The following is a 12,379-nucleotide window of genomic DNA, read 5'->3' as shown; positions in this document are numbered from 1 at the left end:
CGGTGCTCCTCATGCTCGCGCCCTGGTACTGCTGCTGCGTACACGCGTCCTCGTGTACGGCGACGGCGCGACCGGGTGCGCGGCCCGGGCCCGCCACCTCCGATCCTCCCACGTCCGGGCGCGGTGCCCCGCCGCAGGTCCATCAGGCGGGACGGCGGCCGGCCCGCCGCGGCGGTGCTCAGCGGCTCGCGAGGGCCTGCTCGCCCGCCTTCCGCATGGCGTCGAGGGGCGCAGGGGCGCGCCCGGTCATCTGCTCGACCTGGAGCACCGCCTGGTGCACGAGCAGGTCGAGTCCGCTGACCACGGCGCCGCCGTAGCCGGACCAGCGGGCCGCGAGGTCGGTGGGCCACGGGTCGTACAGCACGTCGAAGAGCGTCGCGGGCCGTTCCGGGACCGCGGCGGACAGGGCATCCGTCGCACCCGCAGGGGTGGTGGCGATCACGAGCGGGGCGCGCAGGGCCTGCGCGGCGTGCGCCCAGTCCTCCGTACGGACCTCCACGTCGAGCCGCTCGCCCCACTGCCGCATCTCGGCGGCCCGCTCCGCGCTGCGGACGTAGGCGACGACCTCGCCGGTGCAGATCCGGGCGAGCGCGGCCAGCGCGGAGGAGGCGGTGGCGCCCGCGCCGAGGATCGCGGCGGAGTCCACCTGCTCGATCCCGCGCTCGCGCAGCGCGGCGACCATCCCGGGGATGTCGGTGTTGTCGCCGACGCGACGGCCGTCCTCGGTGAACACGACCGTGTTGACGGCCTCGACCGAGGCCGCCGTCTCACTGACCTCGTCGAGCAGCGGGATGACGGCCCGCTTGAGCGGCATGGTCAGCGACAGACCCGCCCACTCGGGACCGAGGTCCCCGAAGAAGCCCGGCAGCGCCTCCTCGTCGATCTCGAAACGGTCGTAGGACCAGTCGCCGAGTCCCAGCTCCCGGTACGCGGTGCGGTGCAGCACCGGGGAGAGGGAATGGGCGATCGGGGAGCCGAGTACCGCGGCCCTTCGGGCGTCAGTTGCCCGAGCTCTCATTGAACTTGTCCTTGAGCTTCTGGAATTCCGCATAGGTCTTGGCGAATTCGGTGTTGCTCTGGCCGTCGGTCGCCACGAAATAGACCCAGCCGTCGCTGGTCGGGTTCAACGTCGCCTTCATCGCGTCGTCACCGGGGTTGCCGATCGGTCCTGGCGGCAGACCCTTCCGCGTATAGGTGTTGTACGGGTCCTTGTTGCTGTTGATCTCGGACTCGCTGATGTGGATGTTGCTCTGGCCCTTCAGGTAATTGAAGGTCGAGTCGAACTGGAGCAGCCTGTTGGTTTCCGTGTTCGTGGTCTTGAGACGGTTGTAGACCACCTCGGCCATCTTGCGGAAGTCGTCGTGCGTCTTGCCCTCGGCCTGGACGAGGCTCGCGACCGTGACGACCTGGAGCGGGTTCTGCAGGTTCAGTTCCTTGGCCTTGGCGGCGAGGTTGTACGCCGTGTACTTCTCCTTGGCCTGCGTCACCATCTGCTTCAGGATCGCCTCGGGCTTCATGCCCTTGGCGGCGGGATAGGTCGCCGGATAGAGGAATCCTTCCAGCGGATCCTTTATGTCCTTGCTGTCGTTCGCCCAGCTGGGAAGTCCGAAGGTCTTGTATTCCTTCTGGGCGATCTTCCCGGTGGTGCCGTCCGCGAGATCGAGCTTCTTGTCGATCGCCTGATAGACAACGACATTGCGCTGCCCAGGAGCGACGATCACGTTGTTCTGGCTCTTGGGATCGAGCATCATCTTGACCGCACTGGCAGCCGACATGCCCTTCCTCAGCACATAAGCGCCCGCCTGGATGCTGTTCCCGTTGGGGTTGTTCTGCTGCGCGGACACGAAGGCGTCGATGCTCTTGACGACGCCGTTCTCCTTCAGCACCCGGGCGATCGCGAGGCCACCCGCACCCTTGGGGATCTCGACCGTGACCTTGCCACTGCCTTCGCCCGCGAAGTCCGGAGCCGGGCCGAAACGATTTTGGTAGAACTGATACCCGAAATATCCGACACCGGCGATACCGCCGCCGAACACCACCACCACGAGCAGGCAGGCGCAGCCGCTGCGGCGCTTCTTGCCCTTGTCGCCCTTGCCGCCGCGGCCCTTCCGGTCGCCGCGGCCGGCCTTCGGATCGTCGTCGTCGAGGTCGTCATCGTCGTCACCGCCCGCGAAGAAGGCGTGTTCGCCCTGGTCGGGTCCGGGATCCCAGTCGATCTCCGGTTCGGGCTCGGCGCGGCGACGGGCGGGCGGCTCCGGCGGCGGATACGCGTCGGGAGTGCCGTAGAAGTCGGGCTGCTCACCGGTGTACCCGGCGGCCTGGTTCCCGTACGGATCGTTCGGGTCGGCGGCGTAGGCGACCTGGTGCTGCGTCCCGTTGTCCCAGCCGCCGTCGTGGTACTGCTGCTGGTCCTGTCCGTTGTACTGCTGCCGACCCTGATCGACGTACTGCTGCTCCTGGCCGGGGTACTGCTGCGGGTACTGCTGCTGCCCCTGACCGTGGAAATGCTGTCGGCCCTGGTCGTGATACTGCTGCCCGCCCTGGCCTTCGTACTGCTGCTGGTTCTGGGCGCCGTACTGCTGCTCCTGGCCGTAGCCACCCTGCTGGCCGGCGCTCCACTCGCCGTACTGGGACTGCTGGTGCTGCTGCTGCGGCTGCTGCGGGTAGTGCTGCGGCTGGCCGCCGTAGGGGGACTGGCCGTCGGCGGCCTGTCCTCCCCATCCGCCGTCCCCGTACAACGGGTCCTCCGGATTCCACGGTTCGGAGCCTGCGCCCCGGCCATACTCAGTCATCGATCCCCTAGAGCCGCGAGGCGGTGGCTGCTGTCGCTGGTGGCTCGGCTCCCGTCCGCCTCTTCGCTGTGCGGTGGCTGTTCGAACACCACCACATCGCGCGGAACGTTACCGTATCGCGATCAGATGACCACTTCGACGCCCTCTCCCGGTGCGTTGCCTGACGCCCGTTCGGACTCCAGAGCCTGCTGCAGGATGATCACGGCGGCCGCCTGATCGATGACGGACCTGCCCTTTTTGGACTTCACGCCCGACGCGCGTAGACCCTGACTGGCCGTCACTGTGGTCATCCTCTCGTCGAGGAGCCGGACGCCGACGGGCGCGATCGCCCGGGCCAGCTCCTGGGCGAAGGCGCGCACCTTCACGGCGGCGGGGCCCTCGCCCCCCTTGAGGGAGCGAGGGAGCCCGACGACGACCTCGATCGGCTCGTACTCCTCGACGAGTTGCTTCAACCGGCGCTGAGCGGCCGGGACATCGCGCCCCGGCACGGTCTCGACCGGAGTCGCGAGGATCCCGTCGGGGTCGCACGAGGCGACCCCGATCCGGGCATCCCCGACGTCGATCGCGAGCCGACGGCCGCGGCGCATGCCCCGGCCGTCCTCGCTCCGCTGCGAGCCGTCCGTGCTCACTTGGCCGTCTCGGCGACGAGCCGCTCGACCGCGTCGGCGGCCTCGCCGATGGCGGCCGGGTTCTGCCCGCCGCCCTGGGCGACGTCCGGCTTGCCGCCACCGCCGCCGCCGAGGGTCTTGGCGGCCGTACGGACCAGGTCACCGGCCTTGAGGCCACGCTCGCGGGCGGCCTCGTTGGTGGCGATGACCGTGAGCGGCTTGCCGCCCGCGGTGGTGAACAGAGCCACCACGGCGGCCCGTCCGCCCTGGATGCGGCCGCGCACGTCGAGAACCAGCTTGCGCAGGTCGTCGGCGCTCGTGCCGTCCGGGACCTGGCCGGTGACCAGAGCCACACCGCGGACGTCCTTGGCGGACTCCACGAGACCGGCGGCGGCCTGCAGGACCTTCTCCGCGCGGAACTTCTCGATCTCCTTCTCGGCGTCCTTCAGCTTGCCGAGCATGGCGGAGACCTTCTCGGGGAGCTCCTCGGGACGGCCCTTGATCAGCTCCTGGAGCTGGGCGACGACCGTGTGCTCGCGAGCGAGGAAGTTGTAGGCGTCGACGCCCACCAGGGCCTCGATACGCCGCACGCCGGAGCCGATCGAGGACTCGCCGAGCAGCTTGACCAGGCCGAGCTGGGAAGTGTTGTGCACATGCGTGCCGCCGCACAGCTCCTTGGAGAAGTCGCCGATGGTCACGACGCGGACGCGCTCGCCGTACTTCTCGCCGAACTCGGCGATGGCGCCCTGCTTCTTGGCCTCGTCGAGGCTCAGGATCTCGGCGTGCACGTCCAGGTCACGGGCGAGCACCTCGTTGATCTTCTGCTCGACGTCGGTCATGACGGTCGTCGGAACGGCCGAGGGGGAACCGAAGTCGAAGCGGAAGCGGCCGGGCTGGTTCTCGGAACCGGCCTGGGCGGCCGTCGGGCCGAGGGCGTCGCGCAGGGCCTGGTGGGTGAGGTGCGTGGCCGAGTGGGCGCGGGCGATGGCCGTCCGACGACGGGAGTCGATGATGGCCTGGGCCTGGGCACCGACGGTGACCTCGCCGACCTGGACGACGCCCTTGTGGACGTACACACCCGGGACGGGCTTCTGGCAGTCGCGGATCTCGATGACGGCACCGGTGTCGACCTTGATGCGGCCGGTGTCACCGATCTGGCCGCCGCCCTCGGCGTAGAACGGGGTGCGGTCGAGGACGATCTCCACCTCGTCGCCCTCGGTGGCGGCGGGCGAGGAGACACCGTCGACCAGGATGCCCACGATGCGCGACTCGCCGTCGGTCCGGTCGTAGCCGATGAACTCGGTCTCACCCGCGGCGTCGGCGATCTGACGGTAGGCGCCGAGGTCGGCGTGGCCCGTCTTCTTGGCCTGGGCGTCGGCCTTGGCCTTGTCCCGCTGCTCCTTCATCAGACGCCGGAAGCCGTCCTCGTCCACCGAAAGGCCCTGCTCGGCGGCCATTTCGAGGGTGAGGTCGATCGGGAAGCCCCAGGTGTCGTGGAGCAGGAAGGCCTTGTCGCCGGCGAGCACCGTGCCGCCGGACTCCTTGGTGTCGGAGATGGCCGTGTCGAGGATGTTCGTGCCGGCCTTCAGCGTCTTGAGGAAGGCGGCCTCCTCGGCGAGGGCCACGGTCTCGATGCGCTGCCGGTCGGTGACGAGCTCCGGGTACTGCTGGCCCATCATCTCGATCACGACGTCGATGAGGTCCTTGACGACCGGGCCGGTGGCGCCGAGCAGCCGCATGTTGCGGATGGCGCGGCGCATGATGCGGCGCAGCACGTAGCCGCGGCCCTCGTTGCCGGGGCTCACGCCGTCGCCGATGAGCATCACGGAGGTGCGCATGTGGTCGGTGACCACGCGCAGCGAGACATCGGAGTCGTGGGCGGCGCCGTACTCGACACCCGTCAGCTCGGTGGCCTTCTTGATGACGGCCATGGAGGTGTCGATCTCGTACATGTTCTGCACGCCCTGCAGAATCATGGCGAGGCGTTCCATGCCGAGGCCGGTGTCGATGTTCTTGCTGGGCAGCTCGCCGAGGATCTCGAAGTCCTCCTTCGAGGTGCCCTCACCGCGCTCGTACTGCATGAAGACCAGGTTCCAGATCTCCACGTACCGCTCGTCGTTGACGGCCGGGCCGCCCTCGACACCGAACTCGGGGCCGCGGTCGTAGTTGATCTCGGAACACGGGCCGCAGGGACCCGGGACGCCCATGGACCAGTAGTTGTCCTTCTTGCCCAGGCGTTGAATGCGCTCGGCCGGGACACCGATCTTGTCGCGCCAGATGGACTCGGCCTCGTCGTCGTCGAGGTAGACCGTGATCCACAGGCGCTCGGGGTCGAGTCCGTAACCACCCTTGTCCTGGGGCGAGGTGAGCAGCTCCCAGGCGTAGGTGATCGCGCCTTCCTTGAAGTAGTCGCCGAAGGAGAAGTTGCCGCACATCTGGAAGAACGTGCCGTGGCGGGTGGTCTTGCCGACCTCTTCGATGTCGGGCGTACGCACGCACTTCTGCACGCTGGTGGCGCGCGACCACGGCGGCTTGACCTCACCGAGGAAGTACGGCTTGAAGGGCACCATGCCCGCGGGGACCAGGAGCAGAGTCGGGTCGTCCGCGATGAGCGACGCCGAGGGAACGACGGTGTGACCGCGCTCCTCGTAGAAGCTCAACCAGCGGCGGCGAATCTCGGCCGACTCCATCAGTGGTCCTCATTCCGGTTGTACGAGTACGTCGACCTCTCGACGTACGTCGGGTTCTTGCTGTGTTTCGGACTGTTCTCGATCGCGGCGATCCGCCGGGGCGCGGGCAGCTCGGGGTGGCGATCGAGCCCGAGTGCCTCGTCGAGTTCGGCCTCCCGCTCGGCCATGCCGTCGCGGACGTCGAGCGCGAAGTCCTTGAGCCGGTGCCCGGCCTCGATCGCCTTGTTCGCGGCCTGGGCCGCGAGGCTCTCGGGCGTCAGCTGCTTGAGCTTGCGGTTGACCTTGGTGGTGGCCCACACACCCGCGGCTGCGCCGGCGGTGAACCAGAACGTACGGCGGAACATCGCTGCGTCAGTCCTTCTTCCGCTTTCCCCGTCGCGCGGACGGGACGGTGCGGCCCACGATCACGGTACGACGGGAGGCCTTGGGGGGCACATTGTCCTTGCGGCCGCCGATGGCCCGGCGGACGCCGTAGCCGAACGCCGCGACCTTCACCAGCGGGCCGCCGAAGGTGGACGCGACGGTCGTGGAGAGCGCCGACGCGTTCGAGGTGACCTCCTGGACGTCCGACGCGATGGCGTCGACCCGGTCGATCTGGGTCTGCGCGGAACGCACCGCCGCGGAGGCGTCGGCCAGCAGCGGGACGGCCTGGTCGGTCACGTCCGCCACGAGCTTGGTGGTCGCCCTGAGCGTCTGGGCCAGCCTCGCCAGTGCGACGGCGAGGAAGGAGACCAGGATCGCCCAGAAGACGGCCACCAGGATCCCGGCCACCTCTCCACCGGACACTGTTCGCACCCGCTCCCTAGTACATGCCTGCCAGTACATGCCCGGACGCCGTGTCCGATACATGCCTGGACATCGCGTCTGAACATCGCGTCTGAACATCAAAAAGTCGTCCCCCGAGCCTATCGCGCCGGGGCCGCCGCTCCGTACCGCATTACCGGCTGCGGGGCCGGACTTGCGCGAAGCGATTGTACGGACCGCATACGGGTCAGTACGCTCCGTGTCCCATGCGAGCTTCTGAGTGCTCCGACCGGTCCGCACCCGGCAATCTGCCCCTGGAACTCAACGCGTTCGTGGGACGCACGGCCGAACTCGCACGGCTGGCGGAGGCGCTGGGGCAGGCCCGGCTGGTGACGGTGACGGGCATGGGCGGCGTGGGCAAGTCACGCCTCGCGGCACGGACCGCGGCACACACCCGGCCGCGCGACGGATCATGGCGGGTGGAACTGGCCTCCGTGCGCGATCCGGATCTCGTCGCGTACGCGCTCGTGGAGGCCCTCGCGCTGGCGGACCAGACGTCGAGGCCGCCCCGCACGCTGCTCCTCGACCATCTCGCCGAGCGTCAACTCCTGCTGGTCGTGGACGGGTTCGAGCATCTGGTGGACGCGTGCGCCGCGCTGGTGGGCGAGCTGCTGCGGCATGCGCCGGGGCTGCGGGTGCTCGCCGTGGGCCGCAGACCGCTGGAGGTCGAGGGCGAGCTGCTGTTCCCGCTGGCCCCGCTGCCCGAACGGGAGGCCGCGGAGCTGTTCACGGACCGGGCGGCGGCGCGGGTGCCCGGGTTCGCGCTGGACGACGCCAACCGGGCGGACGTCCTGGAGCTGTGCCGATGCCTGGACGGGATCCCGCTCGCCGTCGAACTGGCCGCCGGCCGGCTGAGCGCCCTCTCCCCCGGGCAGCTGCTGTCCCGGCTCGACGACCGCTTCCGGCTGCTGACCGGCGGCGGGCGTGACGCCCTGCCACGGCACCAGACGCTGCGGACGGCGATCGGCTGGAGCCATGAGCTGTGCACGCCCGAGGAGCGGCTGCTGTGGTCGCGGCTCTCGGTGTTCGCCGGACCGTTCGACCTGGAGGCCGTCGAGTACGTGTGCAGCGGCGACGGACTGCACGCCGACGACGTCCTCGACGTGCTGGGCGAGCTGCTCGCGCAGTCGGTGCTGGCGCGCGAGGAGACGGCGGCCGGCCTGCGCTACCGGATGCTGGACACGGTGCGGGCGTACGGCGCGGACTGGCTGGTGGCGGCGGGCGACGCGGGCCGACTGCGCCGCCGCCACCGCGACTGGTACATGGGCCTGGCCACCTGGTGCGAGCTGGACTGGTTCTCACCACGGCAGGGCGAGGTGGCCGCGCGCATCGAGACGGAGCTGCCGAATCTGCGCTGCGCCCTGGAGTACAGCCTGACCGAGCCGGGCGAGACGCATCTGGGCCAATACCTCGCGGGCAGCCTGTGGTTCTACTGGGTCGGCTGCGGCCGTCTCGCGGAGGGGCGGCACTGGCTGGAGCGCGGGGTGGAGCTCGACAGCGACCGCGACCGGTCACGGCTGAAGGCCCTGTGGGTGCTCGGCTACGTGGCGATCCTCCAGGGCGACATGGTGCCCGCGCTCACCGCGCTCCAGGAGTGCCGCGAGGAGGCCGAACGCACCGGCAACCCCACCGCGATCGCCTATGCCGAGCACCGCACCGGCTGTCTGGCGCTGGTCGGCGACGACATGGCACGCGCGGAAACCCTGCTGCGCTCGGCGCTCGACCGCTACCACGCCATCGGCGAGCTCAACAGCAACGTGCTGATGGCCCAGGTGGAGCTGGCGATGGCGCTGGCGTTCCGGGGCGATCTGCCGGGCGCGGTGCGGCTGTGCGAGGACGTCCGCCGGGTCTGCGAGGACCACGGGGAGCGCTGGGCGCTCGCCTACGCGCTGTACGTGCTGGCGTACGAGGCCCAGACCGCGGGCGATCCGGGGCGCGCCCGGGAACTCCTGGAACAGAGCCTGGACATCGCGCACGCCTTCCACGACCTGCTCGGCACGGTCCTCGCGCTCGAGCTGCTGGCGCTGGTCACGGAGGCGGAGGGCGATCCGGCCGAGGCCGCGCTGCTGCAGGGGGCGGCGGCCCGGCTGTGGCCCTCGGTGGGCCTGCCGCTGTTCGGCTCGGCGTACTACAACGTGCCGCACGAGCGGTGCGAGGCCGGGGCCCGGCGGCGGCTGGGCGACGAGCGGTACGAGGAGTGCGTACGGGCGGGGTCTCGGCTCGGGCGGGAGGCGGCGGTGGCGCGGGCACTGCGGCGGCCCGGTCCCCGGCCGCTGGGTGCGGTGCCCGCGCCGCGCGGGCTGCCTCCGGACACGCGGAAGCCCGCCGTCTCGCCCACCTCGAAGGGCGGGGAGACGACGGGCTGACGCGCAGGTGGTGCTACGTCCGCTGGAAGACGATCAGCGGGCGTAGTACTCGACGACGAGCTGCTCGTCGCAGATCACCGGGATCTCCTTGCGGTTCGGCTCGCGGTCCAGGCGGAACGCCAGGGCCGGGAGGTTCACCTGGAGGTAGCGCGGGGTCTCGCCGTCGGGGGCGAAGCCACCGGCGCGGGAGACCTCGAACAGCGTCTTGCTGCGGCTGCGCTCGCGGACCATCACGACGTCGTCGGGACGGACGCGGAAGGACGGCTTGTCGACCTTCTGGCCGTTGACCTCGATGTGGCCGTGAACGACCATCTGGCGGGCCTGGTAGATCGTGCGGGCAATGCCCGAACGCAGGACCAGCGCGTCGAGACGGCGCTCGAGCTCGATGATCAGGGCCTCACCGGTCTTGCCCTGGACCTTGGAGGCACGCTCGTAGGCGCGGACGAGCTGACGCTCGGACACGTCGTACTGCGCGCGCAGACGCTGCTTCTCGAGCAGACGGACCTTGTAGTCCGAGTTCTGCTTGCGGCCACGGCCGTGCTCGCCCGGCGGGTAGGGGCGGGCCTCGAAGTACTTGACGGCCTTCGGGGTCAGCGCGATGCCGAGGGCACGCGACTTCTTGACCTTGGGGCGGGACTGATTCGCCACTTTTTCTCTTTCCGTGATTTCGGCTCACCAGAGTTAAGGGAGGTCGCAATCCGCAGCCCGGGAAACCCCGCGGGTCCTCGGGGGACCTGCCGGGCAGCCGCTCCTGGGTCTGGGCACATACGTGCAGCACGCGAGTGGCCCACCGACCGTTCCCGGAGACCGGGTGGTGGTGGGCTGCCCGCGACACCTTCGACGGTGCGCGACGCTCCTGGAATCCCTCCGTGACGGCAGGGGCTCCGGCTGGATGTCCCGTTCTGGTGGTGCCGACCGGAGCCGGACACGGGACGCAGCGCTTCGCGTCATGTTACAGGGTGGTCAGGACCGCCCTCTACCGAGGTGCTTCCTGGTCCACTCCACCGCGTCCGCGTAGCGCGCCTCGGCGCCGTGCCGGGTGGGTGTGTAGTACTCCCGGTCCTTGAGCTCTTCCGGGGCGTACTGCTGGGCGGCGATGCCCTCGGGCAGGTCGTGCGGATACACATACCCCTGGGCGTGCCCGAGCTTGGCCGCGCCCTTGTAGTGCCCGTCGCGCAGGTGCATCGGCACCGGGCCCGCGTGCCCCTTGCGTACGTCCTCCATCGCGGCGCCGATGGCCATGGTCGCGGCGTTGGACTTCGGGGCCAGGGCGAGGGCGATGGTGGCGTGGCTGAGGGTCAGCGCGGCCTCGGGGAAGCCGATCATGGCGACGGCCTGGGCGGCGGCCACGGCTATCGGCAGCGCGTTCGGGTCGGCGAGGCCGATGTCCTCGCTGGCGGAGATCATCAGGCGGCGGGCGATGAAGCGGGGGTCCTCGCCCGCCTCGATCATCCGGGCCAGGTAGTGCAGCGCGGCGTCCACGTCGGAGCCGCGGATGGACTTGATGAGGGCGCTCGCCACGTCGTAGTGCTGGTCGCCGTCGCGGTCGTACGTCACGGCGGCGCGGTCGACGGTCTCCTCCAGGGTCTGGAGGGTGATCTCCGGCTCGCTCTTGTCGAGCGCCGCGCCGGCGGCGGCCTCCAGGGCGGTCAGGGCGCGCCGGGCGTCCCCCCCGGCGATGCGCAGCAGGTGCCGCTCGGTGTCCTCGGGGAGGGTGACGGCCTCCTTGAGGCCGCGCTCGTCGGTGAGGGCCCGGCGCAGCAGGCCGCGCAGGTCGTCGTCGGTGAGCGGTTCGAGGGTGAGGAGGAGGGAGCGGGACAGGAGCGGGGAGATCACCGAGAAGTACGGGTTCTCGGTCGTGGCGGCGATCAGCGTCACCCAGCGGTTCTCGACGGCCGGGAGCAGGGAGTCCTGCTGGGCCTTGCTGAAGCGGTGGATCTCGTCCAGGAAGAGGACGGTCTCCTTGCCGAAGCCGCCGGTGGCGCGGCGGGCGCCGTCGATGACCGCGCGGACCTCCTTGACGCCCGCGGTGATCGCGGAGAGCTCCACGAAGCGCTTGTTGGTGGCCTTGGAGACGACGTACGCGAGGGTCGTCTTGCCGGTGCCGGGCGGGCCCCAGAGGATCACCGAGGACGGTCCGGCCGGGCCGCCGTTCCCCTCGCCGACGAGTCTGCGCAGGGGTGAGCCCGGCTTCAGCAGATGCTGCTGGCCCACGACCTCGTCGAGGGTACGCGGGCGCATCCGTACGGCCAGGGGGCTGCTGGACGGGTCCTTCTCCTGGCGTTCTTCTGCTGCGGCGGTGAACAGGTCGGGCTCCACGTCCAAAACCCTATGTCACGCCACTGACAATCCCCGCAGGGCTGTCAGCTGGTCCAGAAGTCCCACCAGCGGGTCAGGATCAGCATCCCGATGATCCCGATGTGCACGACGGGCAGGACCCAGGTGAACTCGCCGAAGAAGCTCTTGAGCCAGCGCGGGGCGGGCAGGAAGTCGTTGCGGATGTTCGACGAGGTCACGTACCAGAACATGATGATCGTGGCGACCCAGGCCAGCGAGCACCACAGGCACAGCGAGTTGATCCGGTACAGCGACTGGAACTGCAGCCAGGTGCAGAATCCGACACCGAAGAGGGTGCCGGCGTTGAAGGTCAGCCAGTACCAGCGCGGGTAGGTGGCCCGCGCGAGCAGGCTCATCCCGACGCAGATCACGATGCCGTACGCCACCAGGCCGAGCATCGGGTTGGGGAACCCGAAGGCCGCGGCCTGCTTGCTCTTCATGATGTTGCCGCAGGAGACGACCGGGTTCAGGCTGCACCCCGGCACGAAGTTCGGGTTCTCCAGCAGCTTGAACTTGTCGATCGTGATGACCCACGCGGCGAGCAGACCGGCCGCACCGGTGATCACCAGCAACAGGGCGAGCGCACGGCTGCCGCCGACCGTCCGGGGACCGGCCGCGCGTTCCTGGTCGATGGGGATGACTGTCGTCGTCTTGCTCATCACGCCGTTTCCGTAGTCTCGAAGGGCCTGCGGGCAACCGACATTGTGCCGCACCCACGTGTGTGTCCACCGTTCGATGGACATAAGGAGGTACGCACGGTCGTCCCGGAACGTTCGTTTCGG

10 protein-coding genes are annotated in these 12,379 nt (G+C 69.7%); 1 reads left to right on the top strand and 9 read right to left on the bottom strand.

Features of this window, described 5'->3' with window-relative positions; translation table 11 throughout:
* Positions 1–178: 178 nt before the first annotated feature.
* The 6 genes from ACZ7M3_RS20890 to ACZ7M3_RS20865 all read right to left on the bottom strand — a co-directional run bounded on the left by ACZ7M3_RS20890 (position 179) and on the right by ACZ7M3_RS20865 (position 6,885).
* Positions 179–1,018, bottom strand: a complete 840-nt coding sequence (locus ACZ7M3_RS20890) for a shikimate dehydrogenase (protein WP_472065034.1) — start codon at positions 1,016–1,018, stop codon at positions 179–181.
* Positions 999–2,792, bottom strand: coding sequence for an endolytic transglycosylase MltG (mltG, locus tag ACZ7M3_RS20885; protein ID WP_472065032.1), 1,794 nt, complete (start codon positions 2,790–2,792; stop codon positions 999–1,001). Before mltG ends, ACZ7M3_RS20890 begins: the two co-directional genes overlap by 20 nt.
* A gap of 122 nt (positions 2,793–2,914) precedes the next feature.
* On the bottom strand, positions 2,915–3,379 hold the full coding sequence (gene ruvX / locus ACZ7M3_RS20880) for a Holliday junction resolvase RuvX (protein ID WP_054233989.1): 465 nt from the start codon (positions 3,377–3,379) through the stop codon (positions 2,915–2,917).
* Positions 3,380–3,417: 38 nt separating this feature from the next.
* A complete protein-coding gene (gene alaS, locus ACZ7M3_RS20875; protein ID WP_472065030.1) occupies positions 3,418–6,090 on the bottom strand; it encodes an alanine--tRNA ligase in 2,673 nt (890 codons plus the stop codon).
* Positions 6,090–6,434 (bottom strand): DUF6167 family protein, encoded by a 345-nt coding sequence (locus ACZ7M3_RS20870; protein ID WP_067365972.1) that lies wholly within the window; start codon positions 6,432–6,434, stop codon positions 6,090–6,092. The genes alaS and ACZ7M3_RS20870 overlap by 1 nt, the downstream gene beginning before the upstream one ends.
* 7 nt (positions 6,435–6,441) lie before the next feature.
* A complete protein-coding gene (locus ACZ7M3_RS20865) occupies positions 6,442–6,885 on the bottom strand; it encodes a DUF948 domain-containing protein (RefSeq protein ID WP_075027554.1) in 444 nt (147 codons plus the stop codon).
* Positions 6,886–7,100: 215 nt separating this feature from the next.
* On the opposite strand from ACZ7M3_RS20865, the gene ACZ7M3_RS20860 reads away from it, so the two are divergent.
* Positions 7,101–9,260: an ATP-binding protein gene (locus ACZ7M3_RS20860; RefSeq protein WP_472065028.1), complete on the top strand. Its 2,160-nt coding sequence runs from the start codon at positions 7,101–7,103 to the stop codon at positions 9,258–9,260.
* A 33-nt stretch (positions 9,261–9,293) separates the two neighbouring features.
* Here the strand turns inward: ACZ7M3_RS20860 and rpsD are convergent, their stop codons facing one another.
* The 3 genes from rpsD to ACZ7M3_RS20845 all read right to left on the bottom strand — a co-directional run bounded on the left by rpsD (position 9,294) and on the right by ACZ7M3_RS20845 (position 12,256).
* On the bottom strand, positions 9,294–9,908 hold the full coding sequence (rpsD, locus tag ACZ7M3_RS20855; RefSeq protein ID WP_054233962.1) for a 30S ribosomal protein S4: 615 nt from the start codon (positions 9,906–9,908) through the stop codon (positions 9,294–9,296).
* 315 nt (positions 9,909–10,223) lie between these two features.
* The gene (locus ACZ7M3_RS20850; RefSeq protein ID WP_143654708.1) at positions 10,224–11,579 is read right to left on the bottom strand and encodes a replication-associated recombination protein A; all 1,356 of its coding nucleotides are present in this window, start codon (positions 11,577–11,579) and stop codon (positions 10,224–10,226) included.
* A gap of 44 nt (positions 11,580–11,623) precedes the next feature.
* A complete protein-coding gene (locus tag ACZ7M3_RS20845) occupies positions 11,624–12,256 on the bottom strand; it encodes a vitamin K epoxide reductase family protein (RefSeq protein ID WP_351316301.1) in 633 nt (210 codons plus the stop codon).
* Between the last annotated feature and the right edge of the window lie 123 nt (positions 12,257–12,379).

The organism is Streptomyces sp. NPDC111656, from assembly GCF_055656965.1.
This window is presented reverse-complemented; position numbering and strand designations above follow the sequence as displayed.